The sequence below is a fragment of the Streptosporangium sp. NPDC003464 genome (assembly GCF_053588315.1).
The window spans coordinates 1-19510 of record NZ_JBSFPS010000101.1; the positions used below are offsets into that span (position 1 = coordinate 1).

Annotated in this window: 20 protein-coding genes; 10 read left to right on the forward strand and 10 right to left on the reverse strand. The window is 72.4% G+C overall.

Translation table 11 applies throughout. From position 1 onward, the window contains the following. The first annotated feature begins 318 nt into the window (after window positions 1-318). Window positions 319-1497, forward strand: a complete 1179-nt coding sequence (locus ACWDS7_RS22590) for a DUF6986 family protein (protein ID WP_451930869.1) — start codon at window positions 319-321, stop codon at window positions 1495-1497. Window positions 1498-1503: 6 nt separating this feature from the next. Here ACWDS7_RS22590 and ACWDS7_RS22595 read toward each other — a convergent pair whose 3' ends face one another. The 3 genes from ACWDS7_RS22595 to ACWDS7_RS22605 all read right to left on the reverse strand — a co-directional run bounded on the left by ACWDS7_RS22595 (window position 1504) and on the right by ACWDS7_RS22605 (window position 3787). Next, window positions 1504-2178 (reverse strand): copper homeostasis protein CutC, encoded by a 675-nt coding sequence (locus ACWDS7_RS22595; RefSeq protein WP_306856891.1) that lies wholly within the window; start codon window positions 2176-2178, stop codon window positions 1504-1506. A gap of 43 nt (window positions 2179-2221) precedes the next feature. Continuing rightward, on the reverse strand, window positions 2222-2827 hold the full coding sequence (locus tag ACWDS7_RS22600; protein ID WP_451930870.1) for a GNAT family N-acetyltransferase: 606 nt from the start codon (window positions 2825-2827) through the stop codon (window positions 2222-2224). A 213-nt stretch (window positions 2828-3040) separates the two neighbouring features. Continuing rightward, window positions 3041-3787, reverse strand: a complete 747-nt coding sequence (locus ACWDS7_RS22605) for a GntR family transcriptional regulator (RefSeq protein ID WP_306856887.1) — start codon at window positions 3785-3787, stop codon at window positions 3041-3043. Between the two features lie 135 nt (window positions 3788-3922). Between ACWDS7_RS22605 and ACWDS7_RS22610 the strand changes: the two genes are divergently transcribed. Then, window positions 3923-4273: a hypothetical protein gene (locus ACWDS7_RS22610; protein WP_451930871.1), complete on the forward strand. Its 351-nt coding sequence runs from the start codon at window positions 3923-3925 to the stop codon at window positions 4271-4273. A gap of 208 nt (window positions 4274-4481) precedes the next feature. Here ACWDS7_RS22610 and ACWDS7_RS22615 read toward each other — a convergent pair whose 3' ends face one another. Together ACWDS7_RS22615 and ACWDS7_RS22620 are read right to left on the reverse strand one after the other, a co-directional pair. Continuing rightward, window positions 4482-4868: a Zn-ribbon domain-containing OB-fold protein gene (locus ACWDS7_RS22615; RefSeq protein ID WP_306856885.1), complete on the reverse strand. Its 387-nt coding sequence runs from the start codon at window positions 4866-4868 to the stop codon at window positions 4482-4484. Window positions 4869-4870: 2 nt separating this feature from the next. Further along, the gene (locus ACWDS7_RS22620; protein WP_451930872.1) at window positions 4871-6028 is read right to left on the reverse strand and encodes a thiolase C-terminal domain-containing protein; all 1158 of its coding nucleotides are present in this window, start codon (window positions 6026-6028) and stop codon (window positions 4871-4873) included. A gap of 214 nt (window positions 6029-6242) precedes the next feature. Here ACWDS7_RS22620 and ACWDS7_RS22625 point away from each other — a divergent pair, with 214 nt between their 5' ends. The 6 genes from ACWDS7_RS22625 to ACWDS7_RS22650 all read left to right on the forward strand — a co-directional run bounded on the left by ACWDS7_RS22625 (window position 6243) and on the right by ACWDS7_RS22650 (window position 11981). Then, window positions 6243-6866 carry a flavin reductase family protein gene (locus tag ACWDS7_RS22625; protein ID WP_451930873.1) on the forward strand — a complete coding sequence of 208 codons (624 nt, stop codon included), beginning with the start codon at window positions 6243-6245 and terminating at the stop codon, window positions 6864-6866. Continuing rightward, the gene (locus ACWDS7_RS22630) at window positions 6863-8008 is read left to right on the forward strand and encodes an acyl-CoA dehydrogenase family protein (protein ID WP_451930874.1); all 1146 of its coding nucleotides are present in this window, start codon (window positions 6863-6865) and stop codon (window positions 8006-8008) included. The genes ACWDS7_RS22625 and ACWDS7_RS22630 overlap by 4 nt, the downstream gene beginning before the upstream one ends. Window positions 8009-8054: 46 nt before the next feature. Next, window positions 8055-8834 (forward strand): SDR family oxidoreductase, encoded by a 780-nt coding sequence (locus ACWDS7_RS22635; protein ID WP_306858542.1) that lies wholly within the window; start codon window positions 8055-8057, stop codon window positions 8832-8834. Window positions 8835-9010: 176 nt separating this feature from the next. Further along, window positions 9011-9745, forward strand: coding sequence for an AfsR/SARP family transcriptional regulator (locus ACWDS7_RS22640; protein WP_451930875.1), 735 nt, complete (start codon window positions 9011-9013; stop codon window positions 9743-9745). Between the two features lie 192 nt (window positions 9746-9937). Continuing rightward, window positions 9938-10471, forward strand: coding sequence for a hypothetical protein (locus tag ACWDS7_RS22645; protein ID WP_451930876.1), 534 nt, complete (start codon window positions 9938-9940; stop codon window positions 10469-10471). A 211-nt stretch (window positions 10472-10682) separates the two neighbouring features. Beyond that, window positions 10683-11981, forward strand: coding sequence for a DUF2252 domain-containing protein (locus ACWDS7_RS22650; RefSeq protein ID WP_306856876.1), 1299 nt, complete (start codon window positions 10683-10685; stop codon window positions 11979-11981). A 10-nt stretch (window positions 11982-11991) separates the two neighbouring features. On the opposite strand, the gene ACWDS7_RS22655 is transcribed toward ACWDS7_RS22650, so the two are convergent. From ACWDS7_RS22655 to ACWDS7_RS22675, 5 genes are all read right to left on the reverse strand, one after another. Further along, on the reverse strand, window positions 11992-12966 hold the full coding sequence (locus tag ACWDS7_RS22655; protein WP_451930877.1) for an ABC transporter ATP-binding protein: 975 nt from the start codon (window positions 12964-12966) through the stop codon (window positions 11992-11994). 64 nt (window positions 12967-13030) lie between these two features. Next, window positions 13031-14110, reverse strand: coding sequence for an ABC transporter ATP-binding protein (locus tag ACWDS7_RS22660; RefSeq protein ID WP_451930878.1), 1080 nt, complete (start codon window positions 14108-14110; stop codon window positions 13031-13033). Beyond that, window positions 14107-14985, reverse strand: a complete 879-nt coding sequence (locus tag ACWDS7_RS22665; RefSeq protein ID WP_451930879.1) for an ABC transporter permease — start codon at window positions 14983-14985, stop codon at window positions 14107-14109. Before ACWDS7_RS22665 ends, ACWDS7_RS22660 begins: the two co-directional genes overlap by 4 nt. Beyond that, on the reverse strand, window positions 14982-16034 hold the full coding sequence (locus ACWDS7_RS22670) for an ABC transporter permease (RefSeq protein WP_306856869.1): 1053 nt from the start codon (window positions 16032-16034) through the stop codon (window positions 14982-14984). Before ACWDS7_RS22670 ends, ACWDS7_RS22665 begins: the two co-directional genes overlap by 4 nt. Window positions 16035-16041: 7 nt before the next feature. Beyond that, window positions 16042-17862 carry an ABC transporter substrate-binding protein gene (locus ACWDS7_RS22675; RefSeq protein WP_451930880.1) on the reverse strand — a complete coding sequence of 607 codons (1821 nt, stop codon included), beginning with the start codon at window positions 17860-17862 and terminating at the stop codon, window positions 16042-16044. Window positions 17863-18036: 174 nt separating this feature from the next. Between ACWDS7_RS22675 and ACWDS7_RS22680 the strand changes: the two genes are divergently transcribed. Together ACWDS7_RS22680 and ACWDS7_RS22685 are read left to right on the forward strand one after the other, a co-directional pair. Continuing rightward, window positions 18037-18798, forward strand: a complete 762-nt coding sequence (locus ACWDS7_RS22680; RefSeq protein WP_451930881.1) for an SDR family oxidoreductase — start codon at window positions 18037-18039, stop codon at window positions 18796-18798. A gap of 194 nt (window positions 18799-18992) precedes the next feature. Further along, window positions 18993-19301, forward strand: a complete 309-nt coding sequence (locus tag ACWDS7_RS22685; protein WP_451930882.1) for a hypothetical protein — start codon at window positions 18993-18995, stop codon at window positions 19299-19301. Window positions 19302-19510 lie beyond the last annotated feature (209 nt).

Here is a 19510-nt window from a genome sequence, read left to right on the forward strand (position 1 = left end):
GACCCTGGGGAGTCGGCAACGGCGAGGTCATCGGCCTCGGCATCGAGGAGGCGGAGGCGGCCCTGGCCAGGACCCTGGGCCGCGGCGAGCGCGTCAAGCTCCTCGGTCTCGCCGCCATGCTCACCGCCTCCGGCCGATGACCCGGCGGTGCGGCGGGCCGGTGCCGGAGATCGGCGGGGCGGCCCGCCGCCGGACCGTCGGACCGCGCAGGCACGGACACGGCGACCCGGCCACCGCACCACGCAGGCATGGACAGGGCGCCCGGGAACGGCCGAGCATTGAGGGGCGAAGCCCGGCCCGCCCACGAGGAGCACCGCCATGCGCGTCACACTCGCCGACCCGTCGGCCCTGATCCCCGGCTTCGAGCAGACCCACCGCGAGCAGTCGGCGGCCTATCCGGCGACGGCGGCGACGGTGGGGTGGCAGCCGGTGCACACCGTCTACGTCCCCGCCGACCGGTTCGACGCGGGGACGGTGGCGGCGTGGGGTGAGGAGGCGCGGGACCTGCTCGGGCGGCACCTGTCCAGGAAGGACCTGGCCAGGCTCTTCGAGATGCACGAGCAGACCGCGAAGGCCGTGCACGAGAAGGTCGCCGCCAAGCTCGACCGGGAGCCGATCGAGGACCTGCGGGTGGACTTCGAGGACGGGTACGGCCTGCGTCCCGGGGAGGAGGACGGCCACGTCGCGCGGGCGGCGGAGGCCGTCGCGGCCCTGCACGCGGGCGGGACGCTCCCGCGCCGCTGGGGGCTGCGGGTGAAGTCGTTCGCCGACGGCGACCCGGTCCGGAGCCTGCGCACGCTGGACGGGTTCCTGACCGGGGTGATCGACCGGGTCGGGCACCTGCCGGGAGGGTTCGTGGTCACCTTCCCCAAGGTCCTGATGAGGGCCTACCTCGGCCAGTTCGCCGACTGCCTGGAGGCGCTGGAGCGGGGGCTCGGCCTCGCCGGGGGCACGCTCCGGTTCGAGATGCAGGTGGAGGCCACCCAGACGGTGCGCTTCCTCGACGCCGGCCTGGTCTCCTCGCTCGGGGGCCGGCTGGCCGCGGCGCACTTCGGCGTCTTCGACTACACGGCGAGCTGCTCCCTGCCCCCGCACGAGCAGCGGCTGGACCATCCGGCCTGCGACCACGCCCGGCACGTCATGCAGACGGCCTTCGCCGGGACCGGGGTGGAGCTGTCGGACGGCTCGCTGGCCGCCTCGCCCGCCTCCGACGACAGATACGTCGTGCGGAACCTGTGGTGGCGGCACGTGGCGCTGATCAGGCACTCCCTGAGCCACGGCTTCTACCAGGGCTGGGACATGCACCCCTCGCACCTGGTCAGCCGCTACGTCGCGGTCTACCACTTCCATCTGTCGCGCTACGAGGAGTACGCGCGGCGGGTGCGCGCCTGGGAGGAGCAGCGCGAGGCGGGCGGCGGCGTGATGGACGAGCCCGCCACGGTCAGGACGATGGCCGCCGCACTCCGGCGCGCCGACCTGGCCCTCGGGACGGCCTGACGGCCGTCAGTCGATCAGGGCGCGCCACCGGCGGACCAGGTGCGGGTCGACCGGGTCGGACCACGACGGCCGCACGGCGCTGCCGACGTGGAAGGCCCGCACGCCGTACTCCAGCAGCGCCGGGACGTGACCCGGCCGGAGCCCGCCGCCCGCCATGATCAGCGGGCCGTCGCCGGCCTCGCACCGGGTCTTGAGCAGCGCCAGTCCGTCGGCCACGCCGCTGGGCGCGCCCGAGGTGAGGACGGTGGCGAGGTTGGGCAGCAGCCGGACGGCCCGCCAGCCCGCCTGGAGGTCGGCCGCGTGGTCGACCGCCCGGTGGAAGGTCCAGGGCAGCGGGGCGACGGCGTGGATGAGCGCCTCGGTGGCGGCCAGGTCGACCGCCCCGGCGGAGTCGAGGAAGCCGAACACGAACCCGGCCGCGCCCGCCTCGGAGAGGGCCCTGGCATCGCGCCGCAGGCCCTCCAGCGACTCGGGCGTGGCCAGGAACGAGGGCTCGCCGCGCAACATCACCATCTGCGGCAGCGCGCACTCCTTGGAGATCGCCGCGACCGTCTCCACCGCGGGGGTGAGCCCGTCCGACGCCATGTCGACGACGATCTCCAGGCGGTCGGCACCGCCTTCTTCCGCCGCGACGGCGTCACGCACGTCGAGCGCGATCACCTCAAGCAAGGATCCGGTCATGGAGTGAGGCTATCGGATGACTTTGTCCTAGGATCGCCGTGGTTCAGACATGCTGCCTCACGGAGGATCCACGCAGGTCGACGAAGGGCAGCGCGGCACCGGCGGCACCGCCGCGCAGACCTCCGGCGCGCTGGAACAGCGCCCCCGAGGCACGGTGCGGCAGATCGACCGTGCGGAGGTGGGCGAAACGCTGGCCCCGATAGTAGTCCTGCAGTCGCGCGTTGTCCTTGGAGCAGTCAAGCCGGAGCCAACGCCTGCCCGTCGCCAGCACCCGCAGGCCCGCCCAGTCGAGCAGCGCCTCCCCCAGGCCGCGGCCGGAGTGGGCCCGCGCCACCGACAGCTTGTGGACGTAGAGCGCCGACTCCGGGCCGTCCTCGGCGGCCCAGAACTCGGGGTCGGCGTGGCCGTCCAGGGCGAGGGTGGCGGCGGGCCCCTCCTCGCCGTCCAGCAGATACATGGTCCCCTCCTCGATCAGCGGGGCGATGCGCTCGGCCGGGAAGCCTCCGGCGGGCCACTGGCGCACGCCGCGGCGGTTCAGCCAGCCGGCCGTCTCGGCGAGGAGCGCGAGCACTCCCGGGAGGTCGGCCCCGGTCGCCCTGCGCAGCGCGAGCCGGCGTGCGGTGGTGGGGTGGAAGGTGTCGGAGTGCATGATTGATCCCTTCGTTGCACTGGGTGCGGGAGTGGACACGGAAAGTGGCCGGATGATGGCGCGCGGTATCCATGCCCGGCTAGGCGGGACGCCTAGGGGTCTGAGGGGAGCGGCGGGAACAGGCCGCGCCTGCCCGTCCGGCCGGCGCGACCCGGTGGTCGCCCGCGGCGCGGACGGTGTTCGGGCCGCCCCGTCAGGGCGGCCACGGAGACGTCAACGGCTTTCCAGCTCGTATCTGATCAGGTGCTTGTCGGCGGGGAGCACCGACACGGCGACACGTACGGCGGTGTCGGTCTCGTCGTATCCGACCCGGACGTAGACGACCACGGGCGTCCCCGACTGGAGCTGGAGCCGCTCGGCCTCCGAGCTGGTGGGCATCCGCGCCCAGATGTCGTCCACCACGCGGACCTGGGGGTGGCCGAGCTCCTCCAGCACCCGGTTGGCGCCGCGCATGATGTCGCCGGGACGGGCGATCTCGGAGCCGGCGACCAGCGCCAGGGGGAAGTAGGAGTCGTTGGTGTTGTACGGCTGGCCGTCCACGAACCGGAGCCTGCGGCGGACCACGGCGAGCTCCTCGTCGGGCAGCTCCAGCCTGCTGGCGATCTCCTCGACGGGCTGCACGATCGAGACCTCGATCTCCTGGCTGGGCTCGCGGCCCTCCTGGGAGACCGCCCAGGCGAATGCCTCCCTGGTCTCCTCGGGCTGCGGCTGGAGCTCTCGCTGGGGGTGGATGAGCAGCGGGCGGCGCTCCCTGACCACGGTGCCCCTGCGCGGGGTGCGGGTGACCAGGCCCTCGTTGACCAGCTCACCGAGGGCGAGCCGCACGGTGTTACGGCTGACCTGGTGGGTCAGCATGAGCTCCGCTTCGGTCGGCAGCTGATCTCCCGGTCCGAGCGCACCGGAGTAGATGGTCCTCCGAAGCTCGGAGGCCACCAACTGATACAGCGTTGACCGTGCCATTTAGTCCCCTTTGTGCCAACAAAACTAGACGATCTGGTTCTAGCGGGGAACAGCCCCTTGACCCAACCTCCCAAGACCCGCATTATCCAATCGTTGGTACAAATCCATCGAAAGGTCGGCGAGGAGGTGAGACCGGTGCCGTCGATCCGCGCGGACGCGCCCTACCTGCCCTGGCGCGATCCCTGCGAGGCAACACGTTTACTGCGCTACGCGTTGCATCGCCAGGGATTCACCCACACCTACCAGAGCAACGGGAGCGGGATGTCCGTGCTTTCGGTGCTGACCGATCTCACCGTGTGGTGCAAGAGCGGCCTGTTCGTGTGGAGCGAGGCCGGCCGCGAGACCTCCCACCCGGCCGGCGACCCGGTCGGGGCGGCGCGTCTCATCTCACGCCACCACCGGTCGCCGGCCCGCGGTGCCCCCTCCGGGGAGAGGACGGGCCCCCGGGGCCACGCCTCTCCCCCCACCCGCTCCGCGCGCGATTAGCCGGTGCCAGGACCCCAACCCTCGCCGGGGTCCTCACACCGCCGCGCCGGGGACGGAGCGCGTCCTGGCGGGTCCCCCACGCCCGCCAGGGCGCGCTCCCGTCAGGACGCGCCCTCCGTCGGCTCCGGCGGCCCGTCCCGACCTCGACCGGACGTGCGGCCCGGGGCCTCCCCCGGCGCTCCCGGGCCGCACGTCCCCCGCGGCCGCGTCACTCCGCCGGCCGCCAGTTGATCAGGGACAGCTCCTCGTCCACCACGGCGAAGACCGCCCGGACGGGCCCGCCCGCGACCGGCGGCTCCGGCCAGTCCCAGTTGCCGTACATCACGCATTCGGGCGCGTCCGCCAGCCGTACCATCACCACGACGTAGGGCTCGGTCACCCCGGCGAGGAAGGGCTGGTGGCTGACGATCCAGCTCTCGACGCGGCCGGCCGGGGCGATCGGCCGCCAGTGCCACCGGCGGGTCCGGCAGCGGTGGCAGTAGGCCCGGGCCGGGAAGCGGAGCGTGCCGCAGGAGTCGCACTCCTGGACGGCGAACTCGTGCCGGGCGACCCGCTCCCACCACTCCGCCGAGTCGCGATCGGTGACCGGGCGCACGCTCACCCCTTCCGGAGGATCAGGGCCGAGGTGGCGGGCAGGATGTAGCCGGGCTGGGCGGTGGACAGGGCCACCTCGGCGCCCTCCACCTGCCGCTCGCCCGCATCGCCCCGCAGTTGCGAGACGGCCTCGGCGATGTGGTTGACGCCGTGCACGTATCCCTCGGACAGGAACCCGCCGTGCGTGTTGACCGGCAGCTCGCCGCCGAGCGCGGTGGCGCCGGAGGCGACGTACGGCCCGCCCTCGCCCTTGGCGCAGAAGCCGTAGTCCTCCAGCTGCACGATCACTGAGTAGGTGAAGCAGTCGTAGATCTCGGCCACGTCGATCTCGGCCGGACCGACACCCGCCTGGCGGTAGAGGCGGGGGGCCAGCTCGGCCGCGGCGGTCACCGTGACGTCCGCGCCGCCGCCGGACAGGAAGGAGTCGCCGCCGCCCCACGCCGCCGCGGAGATCAGCACGGGCGGCCGCCTCAGGTCACGGGCCCGGTCCGCGCCGGTGATGACGAGCGCGCAGGCCCCGTCGGTCTCCAGGCAGCAGTCGAGCAGCCGGAACGGCTCGGCGATCCACCGGCTGCCCAGGTAGTCGTCCAGGGTGATCGGGGTGCGCATGAGCGCGCGGGGGTTGCGCGCCGCGTTGGCCCGCTGCGTGACGGCGAGCCGGCCGAAGTGCTCGGGCCGCGTGCCGTACCTCGCCATGTGGGCGCGGGCGACCATCGCGTACTGCTGCGGCGGCGCGAAGTATCCGTAGGGCGCCTGATACTGCACCTCCGGGCCGGCCGGCAGCCCCCGACCCGTGCCGCCCATCCGGAACTCCGAGCGGGCGTTGATCGCCCGGTAGCAGACGACCGTCTCGGCCACCCCCGCCGCGACCGCGAGCGCGGCCTGCCCGACCACCGCGTGGGAGACGCTGCCGCCGCCGAACTGGTCCAGGTGCCAGGCCGGCCGGTGGATGCCGAGCGCGGGGCCGACCACCGAGGGGGCGGCGGAGTCGCCGACCCGGTGGGTGGCGATCCCGTCGACGTCGTCGACGGTCAGTCCGGCGTCCTCCAGCGCGGCCAGGACCGCCTCACAGGCCAGGGTCAGCGTGCTCACCCCGGAGTCCCTGGACAGGCGCGTGTATCCGACCCCCGCGACGGCCGTACGGTCCCGGAAACCGCCCACGCACACCCCTCCGAATACAAGCAAGCGCTTGGCCAAATGCTAGGCAGGACCGCCCCTGGGTGTCAACGGGGCGTGACGGCCGCCACTTTTTCCGGCGCTCCACTGTCATCCAAGCAAGCGCTTGGTAATATGAACGGAGACGGCGGAGGACGCCGTCCGCCGCCGAACTTCCCTCGGGGGCCGACCTGGCGCGATCGAGGAGGCGAGTGCGACCATGAACACCCATGCGGCCCGGCTGCTGGAGCCGGACGGTCACCTGCGCGTCACCCCCGGCGCACGCGGGATCATCGCCAACGGAGTCGCCATGCACAGTGGCCTTCCCCAAGGCCTGTCCGACGGAGCCGACAACCGCGCCCAGGCCGTGGACGGCACATGGTTCCGCTCCGTGCTGGGCCATTTCGCCACCGGCGTCGTCGCCATCACCGCCATCGACCCCGACAGCGGCGAGCCGTGCGGCCTGGCCGCCAACTCCTTCACCTCGGTCTCGCTGGACCCACCCCTGGTGGCCTTCTGCGTGGCGCACACCAGCACGAGCTGGCCGCGCCTGCGCGCGGCCAAGAGCCAGACCGTCAACGTGCTCGCCGAGCACCAGGAAGCGGTCTGCGCCGCGCTCGCGAGCCGGGGCGGCGCCAAGTTCGCCGGCCTGACCTGGACCGACTCCCCCGGCGGCAGCCCGGTGATCGACGAGGCGCTGGCCTGGATCGACTGCACGATCGAGGCCGAGCACCCGGCGGGCGACCACGTCATCGTCGTCGCCCGGGTCCACCAGCTCGGCCTCCACGGCGACGGCGGGCCGCTGCTGTTCTTCCGGGGCGGCTACGGCCGGTTCCGCTCATGACCCTGCGCGAGGAGATCCGCGCCTGGCTGGCCGAGCATCTCGACGGCGAGTTCGCGCACGCCCGCGGTCTGGGCGGGCCGGGCCGCGAGCACGAGGGCCACGACGTCCGCCTGGCCTGGGAGCGGCTGCTCGGCGAGGCCGGCTGGACGTGCCTGGGCTGGCCCAGGCAGTACGGCGGGCGGGACGCGACGCTGGAGGAGCAGGTCGCCTTCCACGAGGAGTACGCCCGCGCGGCGGCCCCGGCCAGGGTCGGGCACATCGGCGAGGGGCTGATCGGGCCGACCATCATCGACCACGGCACCGAGGAGCAGCGACGGCGCTTCCTGCCCCCCATCCGGCGGGGCGAGGAGCTGTGGTGCCAGGGCTACTCCGAACCCGACGCGGGCTCCGACCTGGCCGGCGTGCGGACCCGCGCCCACCTCGAAGACGGCCACTGGGTGATCACCGGCCAGAAGGTGTGGACCTCACTGGCCCACGTGGCCGACTGGTGTTTCGTGATCGCCCGGACCGAGCCCGGCTCGCAGCGGCACCGGGGCCTGTCCTACCTGCTGGTCCCGATGGACCAGCCGGGCGTCGAGGTCCGGCCCATCGTCCAGATGACCGGCACCAGCGAGTTCAACGAGGTCTTCTTCGACGGTGCCCGCACCCCCGCCGCCAACGTCCTGGGCGCCCCCGGCGAGGGCTGGCGGGTGGCCATGGCCACGCTCGGCTACGAGCGCGGCGCCTCCACCCTCGGCCAGCAGATCGGCTTCCAGCGGGAGTTCGCCGGGGTCGTGGAGACCGCGAGGCGGACCGGGGCCGCCGCCGACCCGGTCCTGCGCGACCGGCTGGTCCAGTCATGGCTGGAGCTGCAGATCATGCGCCTGAACGCGCTGCGCACGATGACCTCGCTGTCGGCCGGGGAACCGGGCCCCGAGGTGTCGATCGGCAAGCTCTACTGGTCGGAGTGGCACCGGCGGCTGGGCGAGCTGGCCCAGGCCGTCCAGGGCCGGGAGGGCCTGGTCGCCGACGGCCCGCCGTACGAGCTGAACGACCTGCAGCGGCTCTACCTGTTCAGCCGCGCCGACACCATCTACGCCGGGTCCAGCGAGATCCAGCGCAACATCATCGCCGAGCGCACCCTGGGCCTGCCCAAGGGCTGAGCCGGCCGTGCCCGCCCCCTCCCCCCGCCGGAACGGAGCCCAGGTGATCCCTCCGCCTCCCCCCTACCCCCGCCCCCACGGCCTGCTCGACGGGAAGGTCACGCTGGTCACGGCCGCGGCCGGCGCGGGCATCGGATACGCCACGGCCCGGCGCTGCGCCGAGGAGGGCGCCAGCGTGGTCATCTCCGACCGCCACGAGCGGCGGCTGGGCGAGGCCGCCGACGCGCTGGCCGAGCTGACCGGGGTCCGGCCGCTCGCGGTGCCGTGCGACGTCACCTCCGAGGCCCAGGTCCAGGAGCTGTTCGAAGCGGTGGAGCAGGCGCACGGGCGGCTGGACGTGGTGGTCAACAACGCCGGCCTGGGCGGTACGGCCAGGCTCGTCGACATGACCGACGGGCAGTGGGACGCGGTGCTGGGGGTGACCCTCACCGGCACGATGCGCTGCACCCGGGCCGCCCTGCGGCTGATGGTCCCGCGGGGCTCGGGGGTGATCGTCAACAACTCCTCGGTGATCGGCTGGCGGGCCCAGGAGGGCCAGTCCCACTACGCCGCCGCCAAGGCCGGGGTGATGGCGCTGACCAGATGCGCCGCCGTGGAGGCCGCCCCGCACGGCGTCCGGGTCAACGCGGTCGCCCCGTCCCTGGCCATGCACCCCTTCCTGGCCAAGGTCACCAGCGACGAGCTGCTCGCCGAGCTCACCGCCCGCGAGGCGTTCGGCCGCCCGGCCGAGCCGTGGGAGGTGGCCAACGTGATCGTCTTCCTGGCGAGCGACTACTCCACGTACATGACCGGCGAGGTGGTCTCGGTCTCCAGCCGCCACCCGTAGGACCGCGCGCCCTGCGGCCCGTACGGCCGGCGCCGTCGACATCGGCCCAGCTCAGAGCCGAGATCGAAGAGCGTGAGTGGGTCGACACGGCTTGGGTGGGTATCGGACAATAGTCGGAGATGGAAGGGCTGCCGACCGAACGGCTCTGTTCCCCGAGGTGGGGGGACGGGAGGACCATGGAGAGCAGCGACCAGTCCCCTCCGCGCCTCGCCCTTCTGGGCGGCTTCCGGCTGCTGGCCGCGGGCGGCCAGGTGACGGTCTCCGGCGGGTCCGAGCGCCTCCTGGCGTTCGTCGCCCTGTGCGGCCGTCCCGTGCCCCGCAACCTGCTGGCGGGGACCCTCTGGCCCGACGCGCCGGAGCGGCGCGCGGGTGCGAGCCTGCGCTCGGCGCTGGTCCGCCTGAACGGCGCCGGACGGCAGGTGCTCAGCGTCGGTTCGACCGAGATATGCCTGCGCCCCGGGGCCCACGTCGACTTCCACGAGGCCCGGTCACTGGCCCGGCGCGTCCTCGACCCCACCACGCCGACCCACGAGCGGGACCTCAGCGCGGAGGCCGTCGCCCTGCTGTCGGACAGCCTGTTGCCCGGCTGGTACGACGACTGGGCCGTCGTCGAGGCGGAGGAGTGGCACCAGCGGCGCCTGCACGCGCTGGAGGCGCTGACCGCCGACTTCATCACGGCCGGCCGGTACGCCGACGCGGTCGCCGCCGCCAGCGTGGCCGTGCGCGCCGAACCGCTGCGCGAAAGCGCCCGCGCCGCGCTCATCCGGGCCTACCTGGCCGAGGGCAACCAGGCCGAGGCGCTGCGGTGCTTCGAGCACTACAGCCACCATCTCCAGGCCGAGTTGGGCCTTCAGCCGACGCCACGCCTGTGCGGACTCGTCGCCGGGCTGCGCCCGGGCATCGGCCGCTGACGGCGGTCTCACCTGCCGGCGGAGCCCGGCCTGCCCTGCGGCGTGGTCACGCCCGCATGCGTGGTCACGCCCGCATCACACCGGCGTCGCGGCCGGGTGACGCCTGGCTGGTCACGATGAACGAGGAGGTCAGGGCCGGACCCGGCCGCCGGATGGTGCCGTGGACGGCCCTGCCGCCGAAAGGAGACAGGCATGCATGGCAAGCGACGTCTGCTGCTGATGGGGCCGGCGCTCCTGGGCGCCCTCGCGCTGGGACCCGCCGTGCCCTCGCAGGCCATGGCCGTCCCCGGCCCCGTGCAGCCGGCGGGGACCGGCACCGTGGTGAACCTGACGACCGTGCTCACCTCCACATCCGAAAAGCCCGGTAAACGGTACAGAGCGGGTAGACGAGACGGCTTCGCGGACGGCCGGAGCGACTGCAAGGCCGGGCGGCCCCACGACCTCAACATCAGCGGTTCCGGGAACTACGCCAAGGGATTCCGGGACGGCTACAACGAGGGCTACCACAGCTGCACGCAGCCCAAGCCCTCGTCCAAGCCCACGACCACGACCACGCCGCCCGGCGGCGGTGGCGGTGGCGGTAGCGGCGGACCCGGTGGCGGGTCCGGCGGTGGATCCGGCGGATCCGGCGGGGCCGGTGGCGGCGGCGGTAGCGGCGGTAGCGGCGGGTCCGGTGGCGGATCCGGCGGCGGTAGTGGCGGTAGCGGCGGGGCCGGCACCCGGTAAGTGAGAGCGCCCGAGCGGGGGGAGGCGGCACGGCGTCCGCCGCCACGCCCCTCCCCTCGGTCCGTGCCGCGCCGCGCCGGGGAGCAGTCACGACCCCCTCGGTCCGTGCCGTGCCGGGGAGCGGTCATGACCGGCGGGTCATTGGTACGTTCCAGATCCGTGACGTCCCGCATATGGCGCGGTTCGGGCTTCTCCCTCTAACGTGCGCATCATGACCACCGATGGGCGCTCGGCGCACATTCTCGACGTCCTGATCACCGAGTTCGGTGACTCCATCAAGCGCGACCCCGCGGCCTTCCGGCGCAAGTTCCGGAAGATGGCCGCCTCGCCCTTCGCCTTCTACCGGGGCAGCGCCAGCCTGTTCTACGCGGACATGACCGGGGCGTTCGCCGACGGGTCCTTCCTCGACGGCCAGACGCGCCGGGTGTGGATCCACGGTGACCTGCACGCCGAGAACTTCGGCACCTACATGAACGCCTCGGGCGTCCTGGTCTTCAACGTCAACGACTTCGACGAGGCCTATGTCGGCCCCTATGTCTGGGACCTCAAGCGGTTCGTGGCCAGCGTCGCGCTCATCGGATACGCCAAGGCGCTGTCGGACGAGGTGATCACCGATCTGGTGGCCGGGTTCGCCCACGCCTACCTCGCCGAGCTGACCGGCATCTCCGAGGGCGGGGACGACGCGATCGGCTCGCTGACCTTGGAGACCACCACCGGCGTGCTCCACCGGGTGCTGCAGGTGGCCCGGCTCAACACCCGGGTGGCGCTGCTGGACGCCGAGACCACGATCGACAACTTCGACCGCAGGTTCGCCGCCATGGAGGGCCGTTTCCCGATCGACGAGGAGACCCGGCACGCGGTGGAGGCGGCCTTCCAGGACTACCTGACCACGCTCCCCGCCGTCTCCGGGGTCGAGCACCGGATCAAGGACTTCGCGCTCCGCACGGGCGTCGGCATCGGCTCGGCCGGGCTGCCCTCCTACAACATGTTGCTGGAGGGCCACACCCAGGCCCTGGAGAACGACGTCATCCTCTACATGAAGCAGGCCCAGGTCCCCGCCGTGGCCCGGCACATCTCCGACGAGAAGGTGCACGGCTACTTCAGGCACCAGGGCCACCGCACCGCCGAGTCGCAGCGGGCCCTGCAGGCCTACGCCGACCCGTGGCTCGGCTACACCACCCTGAACGGCGTCGGCCAGCTCGTCGCCGAGGTCTCCCCCTACTCCGCCGACCTCGACTGGGGCGACGTCAACGAGCCGGACGAGCTGGCCTCGGTGATCGGCGACCTCGGCCGGGCCGTGGCCCGGATGCACTCGGTGGCCGACGACGAGTCCAGCCACGACCTGGTCGACTTCTCCACCGAGGACGCGATCGTGGCCGTGATCGGCGGCGACGCCGACGGCTTCACCGCCATGCTCGTCGAGTTCGCCCACTCCTACGGCGCGCAGGCCAGGACCGACCACCAGCGCTTCGTCGACCTGTTCCGCAACGGCCGCCTCCCCGGCCTCTGAGGGCGCCGGATCACGGCCGCGGCTGTCCCCGGCGCGCCCCGGCGTAGTGGCAGGCGGCCTGCGACCCGGGCACGGAGGGGAGCACGGGCAGCGGCTGTGATCTGCACCGCCCGTCGACCCCGGCCTCGGCGGCCGCGCCCGCGGCCAGGACCTGGCAGCGCGGGTGGAAGCGGCAGCCCTGCGGGATCCGGGTCGGGTCCGGCGGCTCGCCGCCCAGCACGACCGGCGACGGCGACTCGGGGAGCACCGACAGCAGCGCCTGCGTGTAGGGGTGGGACGGCGACTTCAGGATCTGCTCGACGGGTCCTGACTCGACGATCCTGCCGAGATACATCACCGCGACGCGGTCGGCGATGTTCCAGGCCAGCCCGAGGTCGTGGGTGACCACCAGGGCCGACAGGCCCAGCTCGGCGCGGAGCCGCAGCAGCAGGGCGAGGATCTCGCCGCGGACCGAGGCGTCCAGCGAGGCCACCGGCTCGTCGGCCACCAGGAGCCGGGGCTCCAGCGCGAGGGCGCCGGCGATGACGACGCGCTGGCGCTGGCCGCCGGACAGCTCGTGGGGGTAGGAGTGGAAGAAGCGCTCCGGCGGGCGCAGCCCGGCGTGCGACAGCGCCGAGGCGACCCGCTCCTCCTCCCCGGGCAGGCGGTGGATCCGCGGCCCCTCGGCCACCGCCTCGTAGACGGTGTGCCGGGGGTTGAGCGACCCGGTCGGGTCCTGCAGCACGAGCTGCGCCTCGCGGCGGTACGCCTTCAGGGCGCGCGAGCCGTAGGACAGGGACGCCCCGCCGTACAGGACCGATCCCGAGGTGGGCCGCTCCAGGCCGAGCAGGGTACGCGCCAGCGTCGTCTTGCCGCAGCCGGACTCACCCACCAGCGCGACGATCTCCCCCTCGCCCACCTGGAGGTTCACCCCGTCCACCGCGCGGGCGCGCCGCCCGCGTGAGGAGAACTCCACGTGCAGGTCGCGGGCTTCCAGCAGGCTCATGCGGCCCCCTCCGTCGGTCGGACGACCGAGATGCGGTGCTTGCCGGTGCGTGTGATCCGCCCGGTCACTGGACCTCCTCCACCGGCCGGCCGGACACGGCGCCCCATGCCCCGGGCTCCTCACCGTGCGCCCCTGGCTCCTCACCCTGCTCACCCTGTGCCCCGGCCGTCTCCGGCAGGACGCGCACGCACGCGGCGGTGTGCGGGGCCGGGGCCGGGCCGCCGCCCGCGGGCCACAGCTCGACCTCCCGCGACGCGCACGAGGGCAGGGAGACCTGGCACCTCGGGTGGAAGGAGCAGCCGGTGGGCAGGTGCCGGGGGTCGGGCGGGTCCCCGCCCAGGCCCTTGGGCGCCATCCGGGAGGCGGGGTCGCCGACCGTGGGGAAGGCGGCGGCCAGCGCCCGGCTGTAGGGGTGGCGGGCGTCCTGGAAGACCTCGTACGAGGGGCCCGACTCGACCACGCGCCCGGCGTACATGACCGCCAGCCGGTCGCACATCGAGGCCAGGACCGACAGGTCGTGGGAGATCATGATCATGCTGATGCCGTGCTCGGCGATGAGCGAGCGGATCAGCGCGAGCACCTGGGCCTGGATCATGACGTCCAGGGCCGTCGTCGGCTCGTCGGCGATGATCAGGCGTGGCGAGCAGGCCAGCGCCATGGCGATCATCACCCGCTGACGCTGCCCGCCGGACAGCTCGTGCGGGTAGCCGCGGGCGCGCCAGGCGGGCATGCCGACCTGTTCCAGCAGCTCCGCCACCTTCCGGCGGGCCGCGGCCGGGGTCGCCAGCCTGTGGACCAGCAGGGGCTCGGCGAGCTGGTCCTCGATCCGCCGCACCGGGTTCAGGGCGTGCTGGGCCCCCTGGAAGACCACCGAGGCCGACGCCCACCGCACCGCGCGCAGCCGTCCCCACTTCATCGTGAGCACGTCCTCCCCGTCCAGCAGGATCTCGCCGGACACGCGCGCGTCCCGGGGGAGCAGCCGCAGCAGGGCCATGGCCAGCGTCGACTTGCCCGACCCGGACTCCCCCGCCACGCCGAGGGCCTGACCGGCGGCCAGGTCCAGGGACACCCCCCGTACGGCGGGCACCTCTCCGGCGGTGCCCCGGTAGGTCACCGTCACATCGCGCAGTTCGAGCAGAGTCACGAGGCCCCCCGCAGGCGTGGGTTGAGTACGGCCTCCAGCGCCCGGCCGCAGAGCGTGAACGCCATGACGACCGCGACGATGCACAGGCCGGGCGCGAGGATGTACCACCACGCGCCGGAGGTGGCGGCGCCCCAGTCGTAGGAGCCGCGCAGCATGCCGCCCCACGACACGCTGCCCGAGTCGGCGCCGAGGAAGGCCAGCGTCGACTCGGCGACGATGGCGCTGGCCACCTGCAGGGTGGTGTTGGCCAGCACCAGCGGGGCGACGTTCGGCAGCACGTGCCTGGTCATGATGTGCCAGTGTCCCGCGCCGAGGGCTCTGGAGCGTTCGATGTAGGGCCTGGCCTCGACCGACAGGGTCTGCGCCCGGATCAGCCGCGCGGTGGACGCCCAGGAGGTCACGCCGATCGCCAGGATGATGGTGGAGGTGCCGCCGCCGAGGATGGCCGCGAGCACCAGGGCCAGCACGAGCGAGGGCAGGACCAGGAACCAGTCGGTGATCCGCATCAGCACGGCCGAGGTCCAGCCGCGGAAGTGACCCGCCGTGATGCCCATCACCGTGCCGATGGTCATGCTGAGCAGGGCCGACATGAAGCCGATGAGCAGCGAGACACGCGAGCCCCACAGGATCATCAGCAGGACGGACCGGCCCGACTCGTCGGTGCCCAGCGGGAAGTCCAGGCTCGGGGCGGCCATCTTGGCGCCCGTCGCCTTGGTGACGTCCATCCCGGCCGGGTCGGTGACCAGCGGGGTGAGGAGGGCCAGGACGACGGCCGTGATCAGGATCGCGGCGCCGTACAGTCCGGCCCGCTGCCGGCGGTAGTCCCGCCAGAAGCGCGACAGCGCCGCCCTGCGGCGGGTCCAGGTGACGCTCACGCCGACCTCACCCTCGGGTCCAGGACGTGGTAGGCCACGTCGGCCAGCGTGTTCATGACGATCACCGCGGTGCACACCACCATGAACGTCCCCTGCATGACCGCGAAGTCCGGTCCCTTGATCGCCTCGTAGAACAGCAGGCCGAGACCCGGCCAGGAGTAGACGGTCTCCACCGAGACCGCTCCCCCGACCACGAACCCGATGTGGATGAACACCAGCGTCACGGTCGGCAGGAGCGCGTTGGGCACGGCGTGGCGCCGCCGTACCTCGTCGTCGCGCAGCCCCTTGGCGCGCGCGGTGGTCACGTAGTCCTGGCCGATCTCGTCGAGCAGCGAGGAGCGCATGACCAGCAGGTACTGCGCGTAGACCACGGCGACCAGCGTGAGGCACGGCAGCACGAGGTGGTGGGCGACGTGCAGGAGGTAGGCGGGCCCGTCTGGCGCGTCGATCCCCTCCATGCCCCGGGTGGGGAACATCCCCGGGATCGGCCCCACCCCGGCGGCCAGGACCATCAGCAGCAGCAGTCCCAGCCAGAACGTCGGCACCGACCACAGGACGAGCGACAGGCCGGTGGACAGGCGGTCGAACCGGCTGCCGTGCTTCCACGCCGCCCGGGTGCCCTGCCACAGACCCAGGCTGACCGCGATGACCAGTCCGGTGCCCACCAGCACCAGCGTCGGGCCGACCCGCTCGCCGATGAGGTCGACGACCGGGCGCTTGTACTCGTAGGAGGTGCCGAGGTCCAGCCGGAGGGTCCGCAGCACGAAGTCGAGGAACTGCTGCGCCAGGGGCCTGTCGAGCCCCATCTGGTGGCGGAGCAGGTCGAGCTGTTCGGGGCTGAGTGGTACGTCGCGCGTGTAGGCGATCGCGGGGTCGCCGGGGATCAGCCGGAAGACGAAGAACGTCGCGACGATGACCATGGCGACGCTGAGCACGGCCCCGCCGGCCTTCGCCAGCGCGTAGCGCAGCACCGTACGGCGGGCGCCGCGCTCCTGGCCGGAGCCCGCCGCCGGGCCGGCGGCGGGCTCGGTGTCGAGAGGCGCTGTCATCGAGGGGTCACTCGCGTTCGTCCGCCGCGGAGCGGCGCCGCCTGGCGAGCAGGAGACCGCCCGCGCCCAGGACGACCACGGCGGCGGCGATGCCCGCGACGAGGCCGGTGCCGAGGCCGCCGCCGGACGGGCCCGCCGCCGGCGCGGCCACCGCGTCCAGCGAGTAGAAGGGCCAGGAGCTGCTGCCGCCGTACAGCAGGCCCTTGTCCTCGGGGATCGGGGTGATGCTGGTGATCTTGTCCTTGCGGTAGCCCTCGAGGTTGTTGGGATAGTAGATGGCGATGACCGGGGCGTCGGTGTAGAGGCGCCTCTGCATCTGCTTGATGATCTCGATGCGCTTGGCGCGGTCGAGCTCGGTCAGCTGCTCCTGGTAGAGCTTCTCGTACTCGGGGTCGCAGTAGAACGACTCGGTGCCGCCGCCCTCGCCGCCGGCCGTGGGCCGGCGGCTGCACAGGTGGGTGGCCAGGATCTCCTCGGGATCGGGGTTGACCGACCAGCCGCTGATCGCGATGTCGAACAGACCGGTGAAGCCGGTCTCCTCGGTGAACTTGCTGGAGTCGAGCTTCTTCGTCGTGAGCGCGATGCCGATGTCCTTCAACCAGCCGGTCAGGAACTGCGCGAGCTTGTCCTCGACCGGGACCTCGGTGTGGATGCTGAAGCGCATCTCCAGCTTGCGCTCGCCGTCGGGCATCGTCCGGATCCCGTCGGGACCCTTCTTGTAGCCGGCGTCATCGAGGATCTTGTTGGCCTTCGCCACGTCGTGGGTGACGAGGTCGTCGCCCTCGGCCTTCCAGAAGAAGTCCTTGTACATCGGCGGGATGACGGACCCGTCGGCCGGCACGGCCAGGCCGTTCTGCACCTGGTCGACCAGTGCCTGCTTGTCGATCGCGTAGTGGATGGCCTGCCGGACCTTCGGGTCCTTCAGGGCCGGGTGCCCGTCGCCGACCGGCTTGTCGTCGATCGTCTTCGCCCCGTGGTTGATCTGCAGGTAGGCGGCCCGGCGGCCGGGGGTGTTCCACTGGACGATGTCCGGAGCGCCCGCCAGCGCCTGGAACTGGGGAGCGTCCAGCCGGCCGATCAGGTCGATGTCGCCCTTCTTCAGGCCCGCGATGGCGGCCTCGGGGTTCTCGTAGAAGACGACGTGCAGCTCGTCGATCTTGGGGGCGCCCCGCCAGTAGTCGGGGTTGGCCCTGAGCTTGATGTAGGCGTCCTTCTTGTACTCGACCGGGAGGTACGGGCCACTGCCGGCGGCCGGGAACCGGTCGTTCTCGAACTTGCCGAGGTCGCCGACCTTCTCCCAGACGTGCTTGGGCACGATCGGGACGGGGTTCTCCAGCATCGAGGCCTGCGGCTTCTTGGTCTTGATGACCAGGGTCCGGTCATCGGTCGCCGTGACGCTCTCGAAGTTCTCCACCGCCGGACCGTTGGCCTGCTTGGCCGCGTCGACGGTCATGACCGTGTTGAAGGTCCACGCGGCGTCCTGCGCGGTGACCGGCCGGCCGTCCGACCACTTGGCGTTGGCGCGGATCTTGAAGGTCCAGGTCAGCTTGTCGTCGGCCGTCTCCCACGACTCGGCCAGGTCGGGGCTCGGCTGCAGGGTCTTGGGGTCGGGGACGGTGAGGAAGCCGTACATCCACCGGTGGATAGAGGAGGAGACCACCCGGACCGCCAGGAACGGGTTCAGCGAGTCGACGGCCTGCAGGGCGCCCACCCGCACGATTTTCCTGCCCGTCGCGGGCGCCTGTCCGGCCAGCGCCTGCGTCGCCGGGAGTATCGCCAACAGCAGGGTCAGGCCGAGCGCGGCCAGCCGCGCGCCCATTCTCGTCATGGTGGTGTCCCATCTCCGAGCCGGTGGTCCGTTGTAGACGAAGGCACACCATAGAGACGCCGCACGTCAACGAGCGGTGGAAGATTGTTTCATTCTTGTTTCTTTCCGTGACGTTAATTTTCAACCAACCGTTCGGTATGGACGGGTGTCCGGCGGTGCGGCATGCTGCCGACCATGGATCTGTTCTCGGTGGAAGGCAAGACCGTCGTCGTCACCGGCGGCTCGCGCGGGATCGGCAGGATGATCGCGGCCGGTTTCGTGGCGGCCGGGGCGACCGTCTACATCTCCTCGCGCAAGGCCGCCGAGGTCGAGAAGACGGCCGCCGAGCTGGGATGCGTCGCCGTGCCGGCCGACCTGTCCACCGAGGACGGCGCCCGCACGCTCGTCGCGGCGGTCACCGCGCGGGAGTCACGGCTGGACGTGCTGGTCAACAACGCCGGAGCGACCTGGGGCGCACCCCTTGAGGAGTATCCGGAGCACGCCTTCGACAAGCTCTGGGGGATCAACGTCAAGGGCGTCTTCCACCTGACCCAGCGCTTCCTGCCGCTGCTGCGCGCCGCCGCGGCCCCGGAGGACCCGGCCAGGGTGATCAACATCGGGTCGATCGACGGGATGCGGGTGCCCGCGATGGAGAACTACGCCTACTCGGCGGCCAAGGCGGCCGTGCACATGCTCACCCGGCACCTGTCCCAGCGGCTGGCCGGCGAGTCGATCACGGTCAACGCCATCGCGCCGGGCCCGTTCGAGTCGAAGATGATGGCCTTCGCGCTCGACGACCCGGCGACCCGCTCGGCGATCGAGTCCCACGTGCCGCTGGGCCGCATCGGCAGCCCGGAGGACATGGCCGGCACCGCGATCTTCCTGTCATCGCGGGCGGGCGCCTATCTCACCGGGGCGGTCATCCCCGTGGACGGCGGCATCTCCGCCCGCGGCTAGTCCCGTCCCGCCACTCGCCGGGCTCCCGCGGCCCGAGGTAGCGTGGGAGCCGGCCTCTCCGAGCGGCAACCTCACCCTCGGTCCCGGCCATCGCGCTCGGTCCCGGTCCATCGCGCGGAGTCGGAGGTGATCACGGTGCATCCGGTCCCATGACAGCCCCATCCCGGGGTGTCACGGAGCCGAAAGGTGACCGTATGAGCAAGACCGACAAGACCCGGCCCTGGTGGGTGCGGATGGCCGAGGCGCCGATGGTGACCTGCCTGCCCGTGCATGATCACCGGTCCGGGCCGTGCACGCTGCCGGAGGAGATCACCGCCGGCAGCGCGTCCCTGAGCCACCGCACGGACGGCTGTTACTGGGGCGCCACCGCCCACGCCTACTACCTGTTCCACTGCGGCCGCGGCGACGGGGGCCGGGAGTGGTACCGCTTCCGGCGCGAAGAGCGCCGCCGCAGCCGTCACCAGGCACGCCACGCGCTGCGCGCCTATCACGGCGAAGACTGAGAGAGCCGAGGGCCGGACGTCGGCGGGCACCGTCCCCTGCCCCGTCCGGCCCGAGAGCAGAGGCTCGACTTCCCCGGCCGGCCGGAGAGCAGAGGCTCGACGCCAGCACATCGCGCCACAAAACGCCTATCGATCCTTAAATAGGACAACGCGTGGAATAGGCCGCAAGCATTAAATCATGTCCCTTAATGGGGATATCAACTACAACA